Here is a 19,816-nt window from a genome sequence, read left to right as displayed (position 1 = left end):
GCAACAGGTCGCGACTCCCCCCGAGTCGCCTTTCAATTATCAGGATTGATCATGAACACCAAGGACGATGTCGCATTGCCCGCGAGGCAAATGGAATCATTAAAAGTAGAAAACCTGCTGATCAACTTCACGACGGAGTTTCACCGGATCTGGGATACCAGGGGCTCGAAGGCAAAACCCGGAGCCTTTTGGCGCCCAACCCCGGCCCCTGATGTACTACCAGGTTTTTTCCCGCTGGGTGACCTTGCCGTCTCCGAACACGACAACATCAACGGAAAAAGAGTGATGGCGGTTGTCTGTGAGGGTGATCCGCAGAGCGGGGATGCCACCAACGGAAAAGCACTCAGCCGGCCCGATGACTATGAACAAGTCTGGAAAGATTCGGGTTCAGGATCCAGGACGGACGGTTCGATATGGCGTCCGATCCCTCCTGACGGCTATGTGGCGTTGGGTCTGGTGTGCTCCAGTGACCATGAAAAGCCTTCGCTCAACGCAGTACGTTGTGTCCGGGTAGACCTGGTGATCGCGTCAAGCGTCGGCGACGTGATCTGGAACGACAGAGGCAGTGGCGCCAAACAGAACTTCAGCGCCTGGAGCACCGATCCTCCGGCCGCAGCGGCGGGAGAAATCTACTTTGCATCGGGCACCTTCGTCGGTGCCGACAGCTATTCCAAACCTGCGACACACGTCGCTGCTTATTCATTGCGGATGCAAATCCCCCTCCAGATAAATCCCGCACCCGAGGTTCCCGTACTCATGGGATTCAGTGCTTCTTCACCACTTGAAACATCCGAGGCCACTCAAATTGCCACCATTCCTTGGTTCGCAGTGGAAGACAATGCCTTGGAACCTATCGAAAGATTAAGCAAATCACCGCTCTACCAGTTGGAAAGAAAAGACCAATACGTGCTGGTCGGGTACGGCCATAACACAGGAGCCAAGGGCAGGTTTTTCAAATGGACAGCGCCCCGGGTTTTGAACCGCGTCCTACTGCGGATATTCACCGACAGCACATCTATAAAGTTCGAAACCGAGTGGCCAATCGGGATGCCGGACGCGGTCTTGCCAATAAAATTCTCGGCAAGATTGAGCAAGAGTTTCACTCGCACCGAAATATCATCCGGCGGATGGATGACTTCAAAATCCGTACAAGTCGTCGCCATCACTCCGAAAAACAAGATCCTGGCGGTTTATCAGCTGCATAGCCACTACGAACTTCTGCGCACAGACGGCACACAGGTTGCGGTCAACATCGCTTACGCCGATAGCGACAGTTTCTACCTGGCCGAATATCCGCCTGAGGTAGACAGTGAAACCACCGCCACTCTGCCAGTTGCAGACGTGTCAACAGCTACAAATACCGCGCCATGATCTCGTCGACCACACCGTCCTTGCGCATCTGATCCAGCGCAGCCTGCAACTTGGCGACGGCATCGTCCGGAACGTTCTTGTTCAGTGCCAGGTACAGCTCTGCGCTGTTGAAACGCAGAACGGTCTTGAGACCGGTCACCCCGTCCTGGCGCGCCAGATAGCGCCCGGCCGGGTCACCGGTGGCCCAGAGGTCGATCTGGCCATTGACCAGTTTCCTGGCATTATCCTGATCGCGCAGCACCACTACCGGTTTCAAGCCTTGTTTAGCCAGCGTCTCGGCAATCGCATCGCCCTTGTACGCGCCGATTTTGTACTTGCGCGCGTCATTCAGTGTTTCGAGGGTGATCTTGCTGTCCGCCTTGGCCAGCATGATCCAGTCGTCCGGGCCAATCGGGCCGACCCATTTGAACAGCTTCTCGCGATCCGGCAATCGCGCCATCACAAACACACCATAACCGGGCTTTTCCAGAGTGAGTTTGTAGATCCGCTCCCAAGGAAAACGCAGCGTCAGGCTGTAGGTGATGTCGGCGCGCTTGAACATCTCGCGGACGATGTCCACGGCGATGCCATTGATGTTCTCGTCCTGAGCGAAATTCTTGCCGTTCTTTGCCATGTTGTATGGCGGGAAATTTTCCGTCAGCAGCACCAGGTCGGTGTCGAGACTTTCTACCGCATGAGCCCCGTTGACGAGCAACAGAGAAGCGCTGGCGAGAGCAAGAAGAAGGCGTCTAAGCATGTCTGGCTACCGAAATCCATGGCGTGCTCAAGAGTGCCTTGAGCCCGCCATGCTGTCCACTGGCCTGCATCGATTTGTTTTAGCGCATTACGATTCCGCGATGAGCCATGTAGGCCTTGGCTTCCTGCACCGTGTATTCGCCAAAGTGGAAAATACTCGCCGCCAACACCGCACTGGCGTGGCCTTCGAGAATGCCGTCGGCCAGGTGCTGCAGGTTGCCGACACCGCCGGAGGCGATGACCGGAATGCCCAGCGCATCGCTGATGGCACGGGTGACGCCCAGGTCGAAGCCGTTTTTCATACCGTCCTGGTCCATGCTGGTCAGCAGGATTTCACCGGCGCCCAGGGTTTCCATTTTTTTCGCCCACTCCACCGCGTCGAGACCGGTAGGTTTACGGCCGCCGTGGGTGAAAATTTCCCAGCGCGGGGTTTCGCCCGGGCCGGAGACCTTCTTGGCGTCGATGGCGACGACAATGCACTGCGAACCGAAATGCTGCGCCGCTTCGCCAACGAATTCCGGATTGAATACAGCAGCGGTATTGATCGAGACCTTGTCCGCACCGGCATTCAGCAGATTACGAATGTCCTGGACGGTGCGCACGCCGCCACCCACGGTCAGCGGGATGAATACCTGGCTGGCCATGCGCTCGACGGTATGCAGCGTGGTGTCGCGACCATCGACGCTGGCGGTGATGTCGAGAAAAGTAATCTCGTCGGCGCCCTGCTCGTCATAGCGACGGGCGATTTCCACCGGGTCACCGGCATCGCGGATGTTCTCGAACTTGACGCCCTTGACCACCCGGCCGTTATCCACGTCCAGGCAAGGGATGATGCGTTTGGCCAGCGCCATGGTCAGTCCTCAGCCTTTATACGAATCGCAGAAAGCTTGCGCTTCAGCAACGTCGAGGGTGCCTTCGTAGATTGCGCGGCCGGTGATGGCGCCGATGATGCCTGGCGCCCTGGCGTCGAGCAGCGACTTGATGTCACCCAGATTGTGGATACCGCCGGAAGCAATCACCGGGATTTTCGTCGCGGCAGCCAGCGCAGCGGTGAACGGTACGTTGCAGCCTTGCATCATGCCGTCCTTGGCGATGTCGGTATAAACGATCGCAGACACACCGTCGGCTTCGAATTGCTTGGCCAGGTCGATCACCTGAATAGTGCTGATTTCAGCCCAGCCGTCAGTGGCGACGAAACCGTCTTTGGCATCCAGACCGACAATCACCTTGCCCGGGAACGCGCGGCAGGCTTCGGCAACGAAGGCCGGGTCTTTCACGGCCTTGGTGCCGATGATCACGTAGCTCACGCCCGCTTTCACGTAGTGCTCGATGGTTTCCAGGGAGCGGATACCGCCGCCGATCTGGATCGGCAGGTTCGGGTAGCGCCTGGCGATGGCGGTGACCACTTCGCCATTGACCGGCTGGCCTTCGAAGGCACCGTTCAGGTCGACCAGATGCAGACGGCGGCAACCGCCCTCCACCCACTTTGCAGCCATGCTCACCGGGTCATCGGAGAACACTGTGGAATCTTCCATGCGGCCCTGGCGCAGACGAACACAGGCACCGTCTTTGAGATCGATAGCGGGAATAATCAGCATCTGGCAAACCTTCAAATTCGATTGTTCAGCTTCGCTCGAAAATCAGTTTTTCTCGAGCGCCCACAGGTCGCTTTCGATGCTTTCGAACCTCTCTTTGAGGTGCGTCTGCACATCGAAAATCGCCCTGTTGTAATAGTGCGGCGCAATTTCACGGGTAAACAGCTCAAGGATTTCGGCCGCTTCGAACGAACCCAGGTCCAGCTCGAAGCGATCCTCCATGAAGCGTTTGATCTTGTGATTGGCCTCGTTCTCCTGCTCAGGAGTGAGGGTCAGGATCGGCGGCTTCACTTTCTTGACGGCCATTTACCAGCGACCATCCCACGCGGCGAAGTTCTGCAGCAATTGCAGGCCATGGGTATGGCTCTTTTCCGGGTGGAACTGCACGGCGAAACGCGAGCCGTCGGCCAGCGCGGCGGCAAAATCGACGCCGTAGTGACCGCCACCCACCACTTGCCGAGGGTTACCGGCGGCGATGTAGTAGCTGTGTACGAAGTAGAATCGCGCCAGGTCAGGAATGTTGTGCCACAGCGGGTGCGTGACCGTCTGCTTCACTTCATTCCAGCCCATGTGCGGCACTTTCAAGTGTTCGCCGTCTTCGTGCAAATCCTTGCCGAAGAACTTCACCTGGCCCGGGAACAGGCCGATGCAGTCGACGCCGTCGTTCTCTTCGCTGCGGTCGAGCAAGGCTTGCATGCCGACGCAGATGCCGAGGAACGGACGGTCCTGGCTGACTTCACGTACCAGCGAATCGAAACCCAGACGACGGATCTCCGCCATGCAATCGCGAATCGCGCCGACGCCGGGGAATACCACCCGGTCGGCTTCGCGAATCACATCGGCATCGCTGGTGATCAAGACCTTGCCGGCACCGACGTGCTCGAGGGCCTTGGCCACCGAGTGCAGGTTGCCCATGCCGTAATCGATAACCGCGACCGTCTGCATTACAGAACGCCTTTGGTCGACGGCATCTGACCGGCCATGCGGTCATCGAGCTCTACCGCCATGCGCAGTGCGCGACCGAAAGCCTTGAACACGGTTTCGATCTGGTGGTGGGTGTTGTGCCCACGCAGATTGTCGATGTGCAGGCTGACGTTGGCGTGGTTGACGAAGCCCTGGAAGAATTCCTGGAACAGGTCAACATCGAAGCCGCCGACGGTGGCGCGGGTGTAGGGAACGTGCATCTGCAGACCAGGACGGCCGGAGAAGTCGATCACCACGCGCGACAGCGCTTCATCGAGCGGCACGTAGGCGTGACCGTAGCGACGGATGCCTTTCTTGTCGCCGATGGCTTTGGTGAAGGCCTGACCCAAGGTGATACCGACGTCTTCCACCGTGTGGTGGTCGTCGATATGCAGGTCGCCCTTGCTGACAATATCCAGGTCGATCAGCCCGTGACGGGCGATCTGGTCCAGCATGTGCTCAAGAAAAGGAACACCGATATCAAATCGGGCCTTTCCGGTGCCATCCAGGTTGATCGAGGCTTTGATCTGGGTTTCCAGAGTGTCGCGCTCGACTGACGCCTTACGTTCGGCCATCACCAGCTCCGCAAAAATCATTGGGCGAAAAAGGCAACCATTATAGGGGCGCGGGCCGGAAACAGAAACACGGGAGGTGATATGACTGACGGAGTGAATTCATCAGCCCCGGAGCTATACCTGTAATGACATGTAGGAGCCGGCTTGCTGGCGAACCAGGCGGCGCGGTGGGTCAGGCATGCCACCTTCGCTGCGGTGCGGCGATCCGACAAGCCAGCGCCTACGATGGATTGCGCACTTTTCGTATGTCGTCTGTTCTTGGACCACCCAAGGAACCAGCCGCTGGATGTACTGCCGACATGATCGCTGACCGATCATCCGCTTCGGAGCGCTATACTCCCCGGCTAAATTTCTAATTCGACTAACTACAAGGACTCGCCCATGAAAGCGTTCGGCAAAATCCTGGGCCTGGTACTTCTCGGGCTGTTGCTGATCATTGTGGCGCTGGGCTTTGCCCTGACCCACCTCTTCGATCCCAACGACTATAAAGACGAGATTCGCCAGATTGCCCGCGACAAGGCCCACATCGAGCTGACGCTCAATGGCGATATCGGCTGGAGCCTGTTTCCCTGGCTGGGCCTGGAATTGCACGAAGCCAGTGTCGCGACCCTGGCCAAGCCCACCGAGCCGTTCGCTGACTTGCAGATGCTGGGCCTCTCGGTTCGCGTGCTGCCGCTGCTGCGCCGTGAAGTGCAGATGAGTGACGTGCGTGTCGAAGGGCTGAACCTGCGCCTGAATCGCGACAAGGACGGCCACGGCAACTGGGAAGACATCGGCAAGGTCCCGGCGTCGGCCACACCGCCCGCCACCACCGAAGCTGCAGCACCGGAGACCACCGCCCAAGCGGAAAAACCGGCCCAGCCGATCCGCCTGGACATCGACAGCCTGACCGTCAACAACGCCCGCGTTGAATACAGCGACGAAAAAACCGGCAAGCTGTTCAGCGCCGAAAGCATCCAGCTCAGCACCGGGCCGGTCCACGACTCGACCAATATTCCGATCAAACTCACCGCGTTTCTCGGCACCAACCAACCGGTTCTGCGAGTACGTACCGAGCTCAATGGCGAACTGCGCTTCGAGCGTGCGCTGCAACGCTACAAATTCGAAGACATGAAGCTTTCCGGTGAAGTCGCCGGCGATCCATTGCAAGGCAAAACCATCACCTTCGCCGCCCAGGGCCAGTTGTTGCTGGATAAAGCGGCTAACGTCGCCGAATGGACCGGCATCAAGCTATCCGTCAACCAACTGCGCGCCTTGGGTGAGCTGAAAGCCAACGACCTCGACAAGACCCCGCAAATCAGCGGCGGCCTGTCGATTGCCCAGTTCGACCTGGCGAAATTCGTCGACAGCATCGGCCAGAAACTCCCGGCCATGGCTGAAGGCAGCCTGAGCAAAGTCGAACTGGCCAGCCGTCTTTCAGGTACACCGACCAGCGTGTCGTTCGACGACATCAACCTGAAGGTCGATGACAGCACCTTCAGCGGTCGTATCGCCGTCGAGGACTTCGCCAAACAATCGCTGCGGGCGAGCCTCAAGGCAGACACCTTCAACGTTGATCGTTACTTGCCGCCAAAATCCGCCGAAGCCAACAGCGCGAAACAGGTGCGTGAGGCCGAAGTCGCCAGCACCGAGGCCAATGCCATGGCCAGTGCGGGCAGCACCCCATTGCCGCAATCACCGACCAAAGGCCCGTGGAGCACTGCGCGGCTACTGCCGGTGGAACGCCTGAGCAAACTCGATGTGGACGCCGACCTGACCTTCGGCCAACTGACCCTCGACAAGCTGCCGATCCAGAACGCTGCACTCAAGGCCACCGGCCTGGGCGGCCTGCTGACGCTGGAGAACCTGCGCGGCAACCTGTACGACGGCAACTTCGAAGCCAATGGCACCCTGGACGTGCGCCAGCCGGTGCCCGCGGTGAACATGCAGACGCGTATCAGCCAGGTACCGGTGGAAAAAATCCTCGAAAGCCAGGGTAAAAATCCGCCGGTCAAGGGTCTGGTCACGCTCAACAGCAACCTGACCGGCAGCGGCAACAGCCAGAGCGCGCTGGTCGACAGCCTCAACGGCAACGCCAGCTTCGTCATCAACGATGGCGTGTTGCTCAATGCCAATCTCGAACAGCAACTGTGCAAAGGCATCGCCACCCTGAACCGCAAAACCCTCAGCGGCGAGCCGAGGGGCAAGGACACGCCGTTCCAGGAGCTGAAGGGCAACCTGACCTTCCGTAATGGCGTGGCCAGTAACCCGGACCTGAAAGTGCGTATCCCGGGCATGACCGTCAACGGTGACGGCGATGTCGACCTGCGAGTGCTGGGCATGGATTACCGCGTGGGCATCATCGTCGAAGGCGACAAGAGCGACATGCCGGACCCGGCCTGCCAGGTCGGCGAGAAGTTTGTCGGCATCGAATGGCCCCTGCGTTGCCGTGGCCCGCTGGAATTGGGTGCCAAGGCTTGCCGCCTCGATAACGAACGCATGGGCCAGGTCGCGGGCAAAATGGCCGGCGACAAAATCAGCGAAAAAATCGATGAGAAGCTTGGCGACAAGGTCAGTCCTGAACTGAAAGACGCGCTGAAGGGGCTGTTCAAGCGATGAGAGCCGAACAGTTCTCTTCGGCGGTACTGGACTGGTATGACCGCCACGGCCGCCACGATTTGCCCTGGCAACAGGGCATTACCCCGTACCGTGTGTGGGTCTCGGAAATCATGTTGCAGCAAACCCAGGTCAGCACTGTGCTGAATTACTTCGACCGCTTCATGGCGTCATTGCCGACGGTCGAAGCCCTGGCCGCCGCGCCGGAAGACGAAGTACTGCACCTGTGGACCGGCCTCGGTTATTACACCCGCGCGCGCAACCTGCAGAAGACCGCGAAGATCGTCGTTGCCGACTATGGCGGGGAGTTTCCGCGGGATGTGGAAAAGCTGACGGACCTGCCGGGTATCGGCCTGTCCACGGCGGGCGCCATCGCCAGCCTGAGCATGGGCTTGCGGGCGCCGATCCTCGACGGCAACGTCAAACGGGTCCTGGCGCGCTTTACCGCACAAGAGGGTTATCCGGGCGAGCCCAAGGTCGCCAAACAGCTGTGGGCCAATGCCGAGCGCTTTACGCCGCATGATCGGGTCAATGCCTACACCCAGGCGATGATGGATCTGGGCGCCACGCTCTGCACCCGCAGCAAGCCGAGCTGCCTGCTCTGCCCGCTGGAAAAGGGTTGCGAAGCGCATATGCTCGGCCTCGAGACCCGCTACCCGATCCCCAAGCCGCGCAAGGCCATTCCACAGAAGCGCACGCTGATGCCGATGCTCGCCAATGGCGAAGGCGCGATCCTGCTTTACCGGCGCCCTTCCACGGGCCTGTGGGGCGGTCTATGGAGCCTGCCGGAACTCGATGACCTCGACGACCTGCAACATCTGGCATCGCAGCACTCGCTGGAACTGGGCAGCCAACAGGCATTGCCGAGCCTGATCCACACCTTCAGCCATTTCCAGCTGGCTATCGAACCCTGGCTGGTTCAGGTCCAGGAGGCCGGCCATCACGTGGCCGAGGCCGACTGGCTCTGGTATAACCTCGCCACCCCGCCGCGCCTGGGCCTTGCCGCCCCGGTCAAAACCTTGCTCGAACGCGCGGCCGCCGTATTGAACGCAGGAGAGTCGTCATGACCCGCACCATCATGTGCCGCAAGTACAAAGAACAATTGCCCGCCCTGGAGCGCGCTCCATTCCCGGGCACCAAAGGCCAGGACATTTTTGACCACGTCTCGGCCAAGGCCTGGGCCGACTGGCAAAAACACCAGACCCTGCTGATCAACGAAAAACGCCTGAACATGATGAACGCCGAAGACCGCAAATATCTTCAGGGCGAGATGGACAAGTTCTTTTCCGGCGAGGATTACGCCAAGGCTGACGGCTACGTTCCGCCGGCTGAATAACCCCGCTTTCTCGGGGGTCGGATCGTAAGCGACGGTAATAATTAAATATTTTTTGAAAACTTGCTTGACGACCCCCTGAAAAACCCGTTTAATGCGCCCCGTTGCCCAGATAGCTCAGTCGGTAGAGCAGGGGATTGAAAATCCCCGTGTCGGCGGTTCGATTCCGTCTCTGGGCACCAAATACCGAAAACCCTGAATCGCAAGATTCAGGGTTTTTTTATGCCCGGGATTTAGCAAGCCTTAGCGCCGCTGAAAATTCCTACATCCGCCACGCCCTTTTCCTTCCAGCTGTACCAAGCCTTCATACATCGCTTTAGGATGTGTCTCATGGAGTGTGCGCCCTTACAAAGTGAAACTAATGCAGCAGCAAATTGGCCTGCATTCAACGTTTCAAAGTAAGGAAACAGTTCTTGAATACGCTTTTGAAGTTCCTCGCTCTGTCGACCATCATTGCCACAGCTAGCGGCTGCGTCAGTTACAACAACAGCCAGCCATCTTCGCCGATCGACAGTACCGTCAAGGCAGATCTGAAAGCGGATATCGCTGTCGGTGACGCCATCTCCGGTCAGTCTTCGGTCAACGTCCTGTTCGGCTTCCTCAAGTTTGGCGGCGACTCCCAGTTCGCCGATGGCGTCAGCTACGGTGGCCAGAGCGGTGGTTTGGGCAGCCTTGGCCTGGATCCCGTCAGCGCAGTCAAATCAGCAGCGGCCTACAAAGCGGTCAAATCTTCCGGCGCTGACCTGATCGTCGCCCCTCGCTATGAAGTGAACGAAGAAAACTACTTCATCTTCAAAAAGGTTTCCGTCACCGTAAAAGGCAACAAAGGCAACATTCGCAGCATCCGCTGACTCATCCTCCCCAAGGTGATTCTTCAGCAAACCATCCATCGCGCTTTGGCAAACCGCTAACCCTAGCGCGTGGCACTCCGCAAACAGCCAGCTGTTTGCGGATTTGATAGCTAACCAAATCCCTTTGATTCAACGACGCGACTATTCACCACCACTCCAGTGAAAAACCAGATTGCGCGCGCCACCACTGCCAACATCCGCTATGTCACGCCGCTCCTCACCATTGCGAGTCGCAACGACGGTGTATTGACCGGGCGGCAGCTGAACGTAAACCAGCGGGCCGGCCTGACTCAGGGTCAGCATGGTTTGCCCCTGGGCTTTGTGAATGACCACATCCACATCGGGGGTGTATTTGTTTTCTGGTCCGATAGCGAACGTCATGTGCAGGTTGTAGCCAGTGGTCTGCTGGATGGCCTTCGCCTCATCCTCGCCAATTCCGCCGGAGAGGTAGGTAATCCCGTTTTGCTCCTGCCGTTGAACTTGCACGCCTGAACTGTCGATCGGCTCCAGGCTGGCCGCCTGCAACATGACGGGAAACATCAACAACCCCACGGCAGCGAGCGACAAAATGAACGCATGGACATGTTTCATGATGGGCACTCCAGGATTCCGCAGAACCCAATCGCTACCCTATCTTTGATTTCCCTGCGCCCGGCCGGTTTTAGAATGATTCGGCCTTGAACACACTGCGAAATGGACTACAGGCTGTACTGCTCAAGCAGGGACTGCCGTCGGAGCGATCCCGCAAAACCTATCGGGTTTTCCTTCCCCTTTTCCAGCCGCGCCCGGCATCGCCCACCCACCGCCCCTGCAATCCTCTTCTGCCTGTTCATCCATTTGCGGAAGACTTCATGAGCGCACTCAGATCCGATAACACTCAAGACTCCCAACTCGCCTCGCTGCTTGGCAATCTTGGCGAACTGATTCGCGATGCACGCCAGAAGGTGCTACGAGCGGTCGATACGGTTCAGGTGCAAACCTGCTGGCAGATCGGCAGGCACATCGTGGAGTTCGAGCAGGAGGGGGCTCGGAGGGCGGAGTATGGGAAGCAGTTGCTGGCAACGCTGGCGAAAGGGCTTACGGCAGAGTTCGGGAAGGGCTTCGACGAAACCAATTTGCGAAAAATGCGACTGTTTTATCAAGCGTTTCCAATTCGAGACGCACTGCGTCTCGAATTGAGCTGGACCCACTATCGCCGATTGCTGCGCGTCGATAGCGAACACGCTCGCCATTGGTACATGAATGAATCAGCTATCCAAAACTGGTCAAGTCGCGCCCTGGAACGCCAGATCAACACCCTCTACTACGAGCGTCTGCTGACAAGCCGCGACCGTCCTGTCGTCGAGCACGAAGCCGCCACCAACATCCAGAAAATGAACGCACACCCGCGCGATTTCATCAGAGACCGAAGAAGAACTGCGTGCGGAACTGGATAGGGAACGGGCAGCAATTGAAGAGCGACTGCTCGTTCAGATACCCGGATCCATACCGATGGATTGTCCATAGGCTGCGCGAGGACTATCGTTGGCAGCTACCCGCAAAGGTCCGAAGCCGATGAATTTGCAGGACATGCCACCGCTGGCGCCCTCTCAAATCGAGTTGCCGCCGTACACCGCCACTGCTGGCGAAGCGTTCAGGGAGCCCGCCGCAGACGGGTTCATCCTCGGCGGTTTCACTTGGCGGCACGCCACTCAAGACTTCGCGCGCCCGATCGTCATCATCAACGCCGCCACCTCGGTTCGCTGCCGGCATTACTCACGGTTTGCCGATTACATGTTCGCCAACGGCTTCGACGTCATCACCTATGACTATCGCGGCATCGGTGAGTCTCGACCCGCGTCACTGAAAGGCCTGGAAGCTTCATGGTCAGACTGGGGCGCACTGGATTTCGAGGCGATGCTCAAGCGCGCTCAGCGCGAGTTCCCCGGCCAGCCCATCGATGTCGTCGGCCACAGCTTTGGAGGCTGTGCAGCGGGCCTGGGAGCCTCTGGGCATCTGATCCGGCATCTGGTGACCGTGGGTGCGCAATTCGCTTACTGGCGCGACTACGCGCCCGCTCATCGCTGGCGGATGTTCGGCAAGTGGCATGTGGTGATGCCGCTGCTAACAATGCTCTATGGCTACTTCCCCGGAAAACGCCTCGGCTGGCTGGAAGACACGCCCGCCGGCGTGGTTCGCGACTGGTGCATGCCCACTGCGCAATACGAAACGCGCCCCAGCGGTCGCGTGATCATCGCTGACACCGGCGGGCTGCCCTTCGCCTCAGTGACCGCCAAAACCCTGGCCATCAGCATCAGCGACGATCCTTACGGCACAATCCCGGCCATAGAACGCCTGCTCGGCTACTTCAGCAACAGCACGAACACCCACCTGCGAATCACTCCCGAAGACATCGACGAAGAAGAAGTCGGACATTTCGCCTTTTTTCGCAGCCCATACCAAGCCACACTATGGCCCATTGCATTGTCCTGGCTGCAAAGCGGCGAACTGGCCCCCGATACCCCCGGGCGGCGAGTGCCGCGCAGCTGATCGACCTGCCCACTCAACGAAATACGGAACGACGCCCATGGCTTCCGCCAACAAGCAGCAAAAACGTGCCACCCGCGCTAAGGCCAAGGCCAAGCAGAACCGCACCCAACGGGCTGCCGCGCCGGTCGAGCTGGACCCGAACGACGATCGCATCGACTTCGAATCGGTGGACCTGACCGACCTGTTCAAAGAAATGATCGAAGCGCAAAAGATCAGCCAGCAAGCCATGTGCGCGGCCTTTCTTGAACACCCGCTGCTCGCGCTGGTACTCGAGCAGGAAGGCGAAGAAACCGCAACAGACTTCATCATTGGCGCGCTGATCGAGTACCGCCAATGGTCCACCGAAGTCGATGAAGCCGGCGCCTTGGCGTGGATCGAATCCCCGGCCTTCCAGGCAGATTACGTGGCCGCGTCCGAAATCATCGCAGCCCAAAACCAACAGAAACCAAACTGAGTTCCCATGGCCTCCCTGAACAAGCAACAGAAACGCGCCAAACGCGCCAAGATCAAAGCCAGGCAAATCAACATCCATGGCAGAAAACCCGCCGCGCTGGACGATGACCTGGGCGACATCGGCGAGCCGATCCCGGAATACACCCTGGCGATGTTCAGCAAAATGCGAGACGCGGAAGCCACCAGCCGCGACGACATGCTGCAGACCTTGCTGTCGAACCTCGCCGACATCATCAGCGACCATCCAGACCTGCTGGACATGGAAAACGCCGACAACGAAGCCATGGCCGCCACCCACCTGGCTGCCGACATGCTGATCGACTACCGCATGTGGGCCGACGGCATGGATCGCGATGCAGCTCAGGCCTGGCTGACCGATCCGCAGTTCATCGCCGACTTCGGCAAGGCACTGGACACCTATCGCCAGTCGCTGGATGCGCAGGAAGAAAAAGGCGAGTAACCACTCTCCCCTTCAGAAACAAAAACGGCCGCTTGTCATCACAGACAGCGGCCGTTTTTGTGTCACAGGGTACGAATCAGTTCAGCACCGCCGCGCCCAGCTTCTGCAGCTTGCGACGGCGAGCCACAAGCAATCCGGTAGCCACCACCAACACGCTCAGCAGGCCGGTCGCGAGGATCTCCACGCGGTGGGCTTCCTGGAACAGCATGATTGTCAGGATGCCGACGATGAACACGATCACCGCATAGGTCAGGCCAGGGAACAGCCACATCCGGAAGGCAATCTTCTCACCGGCAATCACGCGCTTCTGACGCATGCGCAGCTGGGAAACTGCAATCACCAGGTACACCAGCAACGCGATGGCGCCGGAGCTGGCCAGCAGGAACTCGAACACGGCGGCCGGCGCCACGTAGTTGGCGAATACCGCGAGGAAGGCAGCGGCGGTGGACAGGATCACGGCCCAATATGGCGTGCCGCTGCCATTGGTGCGCGTGGACACGGCCGGTGCATCGCCGCGCTTGCCCAGGGAGAACAGCATCCGCGACGCGGTGTAGAGCGCCGAGTTCAGGCAGCTGGTCACGGCAACCAATACAACGATGTCGACGATCAGCTTGGCATTCGGGATGCCCATGCGCTCAAGCACGGTCTGGTAGGAACCGACCGCTGCCAGCACCGGATCATTCCAGGGCACCAGCGCCACGACGATGAAGATCGATACAAGGTAGAACAAGCCAATCCGCCAGATCACCGAATTGGTGGCTTTGGAGATTTGCTGGCCCGGGTTCTTCGATTCCGCGGCCGCGATGGTCACGATTTCGGTACCCATGAAGGAGAACATGGTCGTCAGCATCGCTGCCAACACGGCACCCATACCATTTGGCAGGAAGCCCTGGGTATCGAACAGGTGCGAGACGCCGCTGACCTGACTGGTCGGCAGGAAGCCGAAAATCGCCAGAACGCCGAGGACAATGAAACCGATGATTGCCAGAACCTTGACCAGGGCGAACCAGAATTCGAATTCACCATAGTTCTTCACGCTGAACAGGTTGGTCACCGTCAGCAGCAAGGTAATGACCAGGGTGAACGCCCAGATCGCCACGTCGGGGAACCAGGCATGCAGGATGGTTGCGGCGGCGTTGGCCTCCAGCGGGATGACCAGCACCCAGAACCACCAGTAGAGCCAACCGATGGTGAAACCGGCCCAGTGACCGATCGCGCGATCGGCGTAGGTCGAGAAGGAGCCGGTGTCCGGCGAGGCGACAGCCATTTCGCCGAGCATGCGCATCACCAGCACCACCAGGGTACCGGCGGCGGCATAGGCCAATAGCACAGCCGGGCCCGCTGCTGCGATAGCGTGGCCGGAGCCGACGAACAGGCCGGCACCGATAACCCCGGCGATCGACAGCATGGTCACATGACGCGGTTTGAGCCCCTGGTCGAGGCCATTGGAGCTTGGGGTACTGCTCATTGAAACTACCTTTGTAAGGAAAAGCGAATGCGTACATCCCGCCGGGCGTTCTTTCTTGTAAAAAGAAACCAACGGAGCGTTCCTTATTCTGCACGCAATAATTGCGCCAAAATGTTACAAAGCCACCAAAGCCGGGGCCTGTAGCGAGAGTGGATAGTCATCGCAAGTCATTGAAATGCATGGCACTTTGCCAGATCGTTACCCTGCGACCCATTTCAAGAACGAAACAGCGCACCGGAAACACACCCGAAAAATACGCGACGCACAATAAAAGTGCAGATCCACAACGTTTGGGCGGTTAGCGCTTCCACCTCCCCGCCAAAGCTGGCAACATCGCGCCCCTTTTTGTGAGACCCACTACGCTTTTCAAGTAAAAGCAGGGTTCAAACGGTTGTTCGGTTGATAGCAGCGCGACAGTCTGCTGTACCGATGCGACAACCTGCCACACGCCACCCGTTTACCGCCCGTAGCGCTGTTGGCTGCCATTCAGACGCTATGCTAGCTTGGCCGCCTCGCCAGGAAGGCCAACCAACAGCAGGAGCGAAACACTATGAGGTACGCACATGGCTGAGGCCACGCCCGCGCTTGAAATCCGTAACTTGCACAAACGCTACGGTTCGCTTGAGGTGCTCAAAGGCATCTCGCTGACCGCCCGCGACGGCGATGTGATCTCGATCCTGGGTTCCTCCGGTTCCGGCAAGTCCACGTTCCTGCGTTGCATCAACCTGCTGGAAAACCCGAACCAAGGGCAGATCCTGGTGGCCGGGGAAGAACTCAAGCTCAAAGCCGCGAAGAACGGTGAACTGGTCGCTGCCGACGGCAAGCAGATCAACCGCCTGCGCAGCGAGATCGGTTTTGTGTTTCAAAACTTTAATCTGTGGCCGCACATGAGCGTGCTCGACAACATCATCGAAGCCCCGCGCCGCGTGCTCGGCCAGAGCAAGGCCGAGGCCATCGAAGTTGCCGAAGCCCTGCTGGCCAAGGTCGGCATCGCCGACAAGCGTCACGCCTACCCGGCGCAACTCTCCGGCGGCCAACAGCAACGCGCGGCTATCGCCCGCACCCTGGCGATGCAACCCAAGGTAATTTTGTTCGACGAACCCACCTCTGCCCTTGACCCGGAAATGGTCCAGGAAGTACTTAATGTCATCCGTGCATTGGCCGAAGAAGGCCGCACCATGTTGCTGGTCACCCATGAAATGGGGTTCGCCCGTCAGGTTTCCAGCGAAGTGGTGTTCCTCCACCAAGGCCTGGTAGAAGAGCAAGGATCGCCACAGCAGGTGTTCGAAAGCCCGCTTTCGGCGCGCTGCAAACAATTCATGTCCAGCAACCGCTAACGGAGCTACCCGCATGCAGAACTACAAAAAGATCTTCCTGGCTGCTGCCGTCACCCTGGCGTTCAGCGCCGGTGCCGCCGCCGAGACCTTGAAGATGGGCATCGAAGCGGCCTACCCGCCGTTCAACAACAAAGATGCCAGTGGCAATGTCGTCGGCTTCGACAAGGAAATCGGCGACGCCCTGTGCGCCAAGATGAAAGTCGAGTGCACCGTGGTCACGTCCGACTGGGACGGCATCATCCCGGCCCTGAATGCCAAGAAGTTCGACTTCCTGATCTCCTCGATGTCGATCACCGACGAGCGCAAGCAAGCGGTGGACTTCACCGACCCGTACTACTCGAACAAACTGCAGTTCATCGCGCCGAAAGACAAAGAGTTCAAAACCGACAAGGATTCCCTGCAGGGCAAAGTGATCGGCGCACAACGTGCGACCCTCGCCGGCACCTGGATGGAAGACAACATGCCCGGTGTTGAAGTCAAACTCTACGACACCCAGGAAAACGCTTACCTCGACCTGACTTCCGGTCGTCTGGACGGCATCCTGGCGGACAAGTACGTCAACTACGAGTGGCTGAAAAGCGACGCCGGTCGTTCGTATGAATTCAAGGGCGACCCGGTGGAAGAAAGCGACAAGATCGGTATCGCTGTACGTAAAGGCGACACCCTGCGCGCGAAGCTGAACCTTGCCTTGAAAGAAATCGTCGAGGACGGCACTTACAAGAAGATCAACGACAAGTACTTCCCGTTCAGCATCTATTGATTCTGACTTGCCTGGCCGGCGCCGTTCTCTAACGGCGCCAGTCCTTGGCATTGCCTGCTGCAAACTGAAAAGACATCCATGACTATCGATCTCTACGGATTCGGCCCGGCGCTCGCCGCTGGCGCGCTGATGACAGTGAAACTGGCACTCTCGGCCTTGTGCGTGGGGCTGGTACTCGGTCTGCTCGGCGCTTTGGCCAAGACTTCCCCCTACAAGCCGCTCCAATGGCTTGGCGGCACTTATTCGACCCTGGTGCGCGGCATCCCGGAATTGCTCTGGGTGCTGTTGATCTACTTCGGCACCGTCAACCTCATGCGTGCCCTGGGTGAGTTCTTCGGCAACCCCGACCTCGAACTCAATGCCTTCGCCGCTGGCGTGATTGCGCTGGGGCTGTGCTTCGGCGCCTACGCCACGGAAGTGTTTCGTGGCGCGATCCTGGCGATCCCCAAAGGACACCGTGAAGCCGGTGTGGCGTTGGGCCTGTCGAAGTTTCGCATCTTCACCCGGTTGATCATGCCGCAGATGTGGCGCATCGCCCTGCCGGGCCTGGGCAACCTGTTCATGATCCTGATGAAGGACACCGCGCTGGTGTCGGTGATCGGCCTGGAAGAAATCATGCGTCACGCACAAATCGGCGTGACCGTGTCCAAGCAACCGTTCACCTTCTATATGGTGGCCGCCTTCATGTACCTGGGCCTGACCATTCTGGCCATGACCGGTATGCACTTCATGGAAAAACGCGCCGCTCGCGGCTTCGCGAGGAGCACCCAATGAACTGGGAAGTCATCATCAAATGGCTGCCGAAACTGGCCCAGGGTGCGACCCTGACCCTGGAGTTGGTAGCCATCGCCGTGATCGCCGGGCTGTTGCTGGCGATTCCGCTGGGCATCGCCCGTTCCTCGCGACGCTGGTACGTGCGGGCATTTCCCTACGGCTACATCTTCTTTTTCCGTGGCACCCCGTTGCTGGTTCAGCTGTTCCTGGTCTACTACGGCCTGGCTCAATTCGACGCGATTCGTAACAGCTCGATGTGGCCCTACCTGCGCGATCCGTTCTGGTGCGCCACCGCGACCATGACCCTGCACACCGCGGCCTACATCGCCGAGATCCTGCGCGGTGCAATCCAGGCGATTCCACCGGGCGAGATCGAAGCGGCGCGGGCGCTGGGCATGTCCCGGGCCAAGGCGCTGTTCTATATCATCCTGCCCCGTGCCGCGCGCATCGGCCTGCCGGCCTACAGCAACGAAGTGATCCTGATGCTCAAGGCCAGCGCCCTGGCGAGCACCGTGACCCTGCTGGAACTCACCGGCATGGCCCGCACCATCATTGCCCGGACTTATTTGCCGGTGGAGATCTTCTTCGCTGCTGGCATGTTCTACCTGCTGATGGCGTACGTGCTGGTCCGCGGCTTCAAGCTGCTGGAGCGCTGGCTGCGCGTCGATGCCTGCCAGGGGCGCTGATGCCTGCGTGCTGACGGGCGAAGACTTGTTCGCCCGTTTCGCCGCGCTGGATGCTTTTCTGTTCGAGCATCAGGCGCTGTGGAAGCCGCGACCGTTCACTCATCTGCAACTTCCCTGGGAAACGTCCTATCCGGAATTGGCGCTTTGGCTACGGGCACGGTCGCTGGAAGAGGCGGAAAAAAGCCATAACCAACCTTGCTTGCTGGATGCGCCGCAGCCCTATGCTTCACTGGCGGCGTTGTCCCTTGAGTTAAGCGCGGTGGGTGAATTGCCGGCGCACGCGCTTGAAGCGCCCGGGCATCGCTTGAATGTCGATGTGCCAGGGCGCAAGTGGCAGCAGATTGAGGCGTTCGCCAGTCGGCTGGCGTTTACCTCTGTGCCGAACCATTGGCTGGATTGGTGTTCGGGCAAAGGTCATTTGGGGCGACGCTTGCTGCGAACCGGTCAGCAGCTTACTTGCCTGGAATATGATCCATGCCTGGTCGCTAGCGGCCAGGCTCTCAGCCAGCGTCATCAATTGCATGCGCTGCATGCCGAGCAAGACGTACTTGCGCCGGGTGTCGCCGCCTTATTGAATGCTGACCACACGCCCGTAGCGCTGCACGCCTGCGGTGATCTGCATGTACGGCTGATGCAACTCGCCAGCACGGCAGGCTGCAAACAGATGGCCATCGCGCCCTGCTGCTACAACCGGATCAGTGTCAGCGAATATCAGGCGCTTTCACTCGCGGCCAAGGGCTCCGACCTGCAGCTGTCACTCGATGATCTTTCCCTGCCGATGAGCGAAACCGTGACCGCCGGCGCTCGCGTCCGACGCCAGCGCGACACTTCAATGGCCCGGCGCCTGGCCTTCGACCTGCTGCAACGGCAACTGCGCGGCATTGACGAATACCTGCCCACCCCTTCCCTGCCCAGTGCCTGGCTGGATAAATCCTTCGCCGATTACTGCCATCATTTGGCCGCGCTTAAAGACTTATCCACAATCGGACCGCAGGACTGGTCAGCCCTGGAAGCGGCCGGATGGCAGCGGCTGGCCGAAGTGCGCAACCTGGAGCTGCTGCGCGGACTTTTCCGACGCCCATTGGAGCTGTGGCTGGTACTCGATCGGGCGCTTTTCCTCTCGGAGCAGGAATACACCGTTCACCTGGGTACCTTCTGTGAAACCCCGCTCACGCCGCGTAATTTCCTGCTCCTCGCCGAGCGTCGCTAAAACGCCTCAGCCTGTGGATAACTCTGTTGATGAAATTATTCCGGATCCAATCTATACAGGTGTTTCGGGCCTGAAACACAACTGTTCAAATTCCGTACACCTGTAAAAAAACCGGAAAAAC

Annotated in this window: 21 protein-coding genes, 1 tRNA gene and 1 pseudogene; 15 read left to right on the top strand and 8 right to left on the bottom strand. The window is 59.0% G+C overall.

Annotated features, from left to right (window positions below; all coding sequences use genetic code 11):
* Positions 1 to 51: 51 nt before the first annotated feature.
* Positions 52 to 1,371 (top strand): Vps62-related protein, encoded by a 1,320-nt coding sequence (locus ACA067_RS01435; protein ID WP_497460309.1) that lies wholly within the window; start codon positions 52 to 54, stop codon positions 1,369 to 1,371.
* Here ACA067_RS01435 and ACA067_RS01430 read toward each other — a convergent pair.
* The 6 genes from ACA067_RS01430 to hisB form a co-directional block, all read right to left on the bottom strand.
* The gene (locus ACA067_RS01430) at positions 1,352 to 2,107 is read right to left on the bottom strand and encodes a substrate-binding periplasmic protein (protein ID WP_497460308.1); all 756 of its coding nucleotides are present in this window, start codon (positions 2,105 to 2,107) and stop codon (positions 1,352 to 1,354) included. The two genes, ACA067_RS01435 and ACA067_RS01430, sit on opposite strands and share 20 nt — an antisense overlap.
* Positions 2,108 to 2,186: 79 nt before the next feature.
* On the bottom strand, positions 2,187 to 2,957 hold the full coding sequence (gene hisF, locus ACA067_RS01425; protein ID WP_497460307.1) for an imidazole glycerol phosphate synthase subunit HisF: 771 nt from the start codon (positions 2,955 to 2,957) through the stop codon (positions 2,187 to 2,189).
* Between the two features lie 9 nt (positions 2,958 to 2,966).
* Complete coding sequence (gene hisA, locus ACA067_RS01420; protein ID WP_150744884.1) at positions 2,967 to 3,704, bottom strand: 1-(5-phosphoribosyl)-5-[(5-phosphoribosylamino)methylideneamino]imidazole-4-carboxamide isomerase; 738 nt, start codon at positions 3,702 to 3,704, stop codon at positions 2,967 to 2,969.
* 42 nt (positions 3,705 to 3,746) lie between these two features.
* Positions 3,747 to 4,007 (bottom strand): DUF2164 domain-containing protein, encoded by a 261-nt coding sequence (locus ACA067_RS01415; protein WP_497460306.1) that lies wholly within the window; start codon positions 4,005 to 4,007, stop codon positions 3,747 to 3,749.
* A complete protein-coding gene (hisH, locus tag ACA067_RS01410; protein ID WP_497460305.1) occupies positions 4,008 to 4,646 on the bottom strand; it encodes an imidazole glycerol phosphate synthase subunit HisH in 639 nt (212 codons plus the stop codon).
* Positions 4,646 to 5,239, bottom strand: coding sequence for an imidazoleglycerol-phosphate dehydratase HisB (gene hisB / locus ACA067_RS01405; protein WP_129439274.1), 594 nt, complete (start codon positions 5,237 to 5,239; stop codon positions 4,646 to 4,648). The genes hisH and hisB overlap by 1 nt, the downstream gene beginning before the upstream one ends.
* A 381-nt stretch (positions 5,240 to 5,620) precedes the next feature.
* Here hisB and ACA067_RS01400 point away from each other — a divergent pair, with 381 nt between their 5' ends.
* From ACA067_RS01400 to ACA067_RS01380, 5 genes are all read left to right on the top strand, one after another.
* Positions 5,621 to 7,837: an AsmA family protein gene (locus ACA067_RS01400; RefSeq protein ID WP_497460304.1), complete on the top strand. Its 2,217-nt coding sequence runs from the start codon at positions 5,621 to 5,623 to the stop codon at positions 7,835 to 7,837.
* On the top strand, positions 7,834 to 8,901 hold the full coding sequence (gene mutY / locus ACA067_RS01395) for an A/G-specific adenine glycosylase (RefSeq protein WP_497460303.1): 1,068 nt from the start codon (positions 7,834 to 7,836) through the stop codon (positions 8,899 to 8,901). Before ACA067_RS01400 ends, mutY begins: the two co-directional genes overlap by 4 nt.
* Positions 8,898 to 9,170 (top strand): oxidative damage protection protein, encoded by a 273-nt coding sequence (locus ACA067_RS01390; protein WP_497460302.1) that lies wholly within the window; start codon positions 8,898 to 8,900, stop codon positions 9,168 to 9,170. The genes mutY and ACA067_RS01390 overlap by 4 nt, the downstream gene beginning before the upstream one ends.
* Positions 9,171 to 9,273: 103 nt before the next feature.
* Positions 9,274 to 9,349, top strand: a tRNA-Phe gene (locus ACA067_RS01385).
* Between the two features lie 231 nt (positions 9,350 to 9,580).
* Entirely contained in the window at positions 9,581 to 10,018 is a 438-nt protein-coding gene (locus tag ACA067_RS01380) for a hypothetical protein (protein WP_150744881.1), read from the top strand.
* Positions 10,019 to 10,159: 141 nt separating this feature from the next.
* Here the strand turns inward: ACA067_RS01380 and ACA067_RS01375 are convergent, their stop codons facing one another.
* Complete coding sequence (locus tag ACA067_RS01375) at positions 10,160 to 10,609, bottom strand: carboxypeptidase regulatory-like domain-containing protein (protein ID WP_497462709.1); 450 nt, start codon at positions 10,607 to 10,609, stop codon at positions 10,160 to 10,162.
* A gap of 260 nt (positions 10,610 to 10,869) precedes the next feature.
* On the opposite strand from ACA067_RS01375, the pseudogene ACA067_RS01370 reads away from it, so the two are divergent.
* The 4 genes and pseudogenes from ACA067_RS01370 to ACA067_RS01355 form a co-directional block, all read left to right on the top strand.
* Positions 10,870 to 11,424, top strand: a pseudogene (locus ACA067_RS01370) (DUF1016 N-terminal domain-containing protein); the annotation flags it as partial.
* Positions 11,425 to 11,572: 148 nt separating this feature from the next.
* Positions 11,573 to 12,547, top strand: a complete 975-nt coding sequence (locus ACA067_RS01365; protein WP_497460301.1) for an alpha/beta hydrolase family protein — start codon at positions 11,573 to 11,575, stop codon at positions 12,545 to 12,547.
* 37 nt (positions 12,548 to 12,584) lie between these two features.
* Positions 12,585 to 13,001 carry a hypothetical protein gene (locus ACA067_RS01360; RefSeq protein ID WP_150763326.1) on the top strand — a complete coding sequence of 139 codons (417 nt, stop codon included), beginning with the start codon at positions 12,585 to 12,587 and terminating at the stop codon, positions 12,999 to 13,001.
* Positions 13,002 to 13,007: 6 nt separating this feature from the next.
* Positions 13,008 to 13,460, top strand: a complete 453-nt coding sequence (locus tag ACA067_RS01355; protein WP_497460300.1) for a hypothetical protein — start codon at positions 13,008 to 13,010, stop codon at positions 13,458 to 13,460.
* 76 nt (positions 13,461 to 13,536) lie between these two features.
* Here the strand turns inward: ACA067_RS01355 and gabP are convergent, their stop codons facing one another.
* Positions 13,537 to 14,928 carry a GABA permease gene (gene gabP / locus ACA067_RS01350; protein WP_497460299.1) on the bottom strand — a complete coding sequence of 464 codons (1,392 nt, stop codon included), beginning with the start codon at positions 14,926 to 14,928 and terminating at the stop codon, positions 13,537 to 13,539.
* 563 nt (positions 14,929 to 15,491) lie between these two features.
* On the opposite strand from gabP, the gene ACA067_RS01345 reads away from it, so the two are divergent.
* The 5 genes from ACA067_RS01345 (at position 15,492) to ACA067_RS01325 (ending at position 19,695) form a co-directional block, all read left to right on the top strand.
* Positions 15,492 to 16,265, top strand: a complete 774-nt coding sequence (locus ACA067_RS01345; RefSeq protein ID WP_497460298.1) for an ABC transporter ATP-binding protein — start codon at positions 15,492 to 15,494, stop codon at positions 16,263 to 16,265.
* 13 nt (positions 16,266 to 16,278) lie between these two features.
* Entirely contained in the window at positions 16,279 to 17,025 is a 747-nt protein-coding gene (locus ACA067_RS01340; RefSeq protein WP_497460297.1) for an ABC transporter substrate-binding protein, read from the top strand.
* Between the two features lie 78 nt (positions 17,026 to 17,103).
* Positions 17,104 to 17,799, top strand: coding sequence for an ABC transporter permease (locus ACA067_RS01335; RefSeq protein ID WP_497345382.1), 696 nt, complete (start codon positions 17,104 to 17,106; stop codon positions 17,797 to 17,799).
* Positions 17,796 to 18,485, top strand: a complete 690-nt coding sequence (locus tag ACA067_RS01330) for an ABC transporter permease (RefSeq protein WP_497460296.1) — start codon at positions 17,796 to 17,798, stop codon at positions 18,483 to 18,485. Before ACA067_RS01335 ends, ACA067_RS01330 begins: the two co-directional genes overlap by 4 nt.
* Entirely contained in the window at positions 18,466 to 19,695 is a 1,230-nt protein-coding gene (locus tag ACA067_RS01325) for a methyltransferase (protein ID WP_497460295.1), read from the top strand. The genes ACA067_RS01330 and ACA067_RS01325 overlap by 20 nt, the downstream gene beginning before the upstream one ends.
* Positions 19,696 to 19,816: the final 121 nt, after the last annotated feature.

It is taken from the genome of Pseudomonas sp. LBUM1674 (genome assembly GCF_059695635.1).
Note: the sequence above shows the minus strand (reverse complement) of the source record. Positions and strands in the feature narration are given on the sequence as shown.

What these genes read in the sequence shown, in the direction of transcription:
- ACA067_RS01435 (WP_497460309.1), top strand. Translation starts at nt 52, where the DNA reads ATGAACACCAAGGACGATGTCGCATTGCCCGCGAGGCAAATGGAATCA.
- ACA067_RS01430 (WP_497460308.1), bottom strand. Translation starts at nt 2,107, where the DNA reads ATGCTTAGACGCCTTCTTCTTGCTCTCGCCAGCGCTTCTCTGTTGCTC.
- hisF (WP_497460307.1), bottom strand. Translation starts at nt 2,957, where the DNA reads ATGGCGCTGGCCAAACGCATCATCCCTTGCCTGGACGTGGATAACGGC.
- hisA (WP_150744884.1), bottom strand. Translation starts at nt 3,704, where the DNA reads ATGCTGATTATTCCCGCTATCGATCTCAAAGACGGTGCCTGTGTTCGT.
- ACA067_RS01415 (WP_497460306.1), bottom strand. Translation starts at nt 4,007, where the DNA reads ATGGCCGTCAAGAAAGTGAAGCCGCCGATCCTGACCCTCACTCCTGAG.
- hisH (WP_497460305.1), bottom strand. Translation starts at nt 4,646, where the DNA reads ATGCAGACGGTCGCGGTTATCGATTACGGCATGGGCAACCTGCACTCG.
- hisB (WP_129439274.1), bottom strand. Translation starts at nt 5,239, where the DNA reads ATGGCCGAACGTAAGGCGTCAGTCGAGCGCGACACTCTGGAAACCCAG.
- ACA067_RS01400 (WP_497460304.1), top strand. Translation starts at nt 5,621, where the DNA reads ATGAAAGCGTTCGGCAAAATCCTGGGCCTGGTACTTCTCGGGCTGTTG.
- mutY (WP_497460303.1), top strand. Translation starts at nt 7,834, where the DNA reads ATGAGAGCCGAACAGTTCTCTTCGGCGGTACTGGACTGGTATGACCGC.
- ACA067_RS01390 (WP_497460302.1), top strand. Translation starts at nt 8,898, where the DNA reads ATGACCCGCACCATCATGTGCCGCAAGTACAAAGAACAATTGCCCGCC.
- ACA067_RS01375 (WP_497462709.1), bottom strand. Translation starts at nt 10,609, where the DNA reads ATGAAACATGTCCATGCGTTCATTTTGTCGCTCGCTGCCGTGGGGTTG.
- ACA067_RS01365 (WP_497460301.1), top strand. Translation starts at nt 11,573, where the DNA reads ATGAATTTGCAGGACATGCCACCGCTGGCGCCCTCTCAAATCGAGTTG.
- ACA067_RS01360 (WP_150763326.1), top strand. Translation starts at nt 12,585, where the DNA reads ATGGCTTCCGCCAACAAGCAGCAAAAACGTGCCACCCGCGCTAAGGCC.
- ACA067_RS01355 (WP_497460300.1), top strand. Translation starts at nt 13,008, where the DNA reads ATGGCCTCCCTGAACAAGCAACAGAAACGCGCCAAACGCGCCAAGATC.
- gabP (WP_497460299.1), bottom strand. Translation starts at nt 14,928, where the DNA reads ATGAGCAGTACCCCAAGCTCCAATGGCCTCGACCAGGGGCTCAAACCG.
- ACA067_RS01345 (WP_497460298.1), top strand. Translation starts at nt 15,492, where the DNA reads ATGGCTGAGGCCACGCCCGCGCTTGAAATCCGTAACTTGCACAAACGC.
- ACA067_RS01340 (WP_497460297.1), top strand. Translation starts at nt 16,279, where the DNA reads ATGCAGAACTACAAAAAGATCTTCCTGGCTGCTGCCGTCACCCTGGCG.
- ACA067_RS01335 (WP_497345382.1), top strand. Translation starts at nt 17,104, where the DNA reads ATGACTATCGATCTCTACGGATTCGGCCCGGCGCTCGCCGCTGGCGCG.
- ACA067_RS01330 (WP_497460296.1), top strand. Translation starts at nt 17,796, where the DNA reads ATGAACTGGGAAGTCATCATCAAATGGCTGCCGAAACTGGCCCAGGGT.
- ACA067_RS01325 (WP_497460295.1), top strand. Translation starts at nt 18,466, where the DNA reads ATGCCTGCCAGGGGCGCTGATGCCTGCGTGCTGACGGGCGAAGACTTG.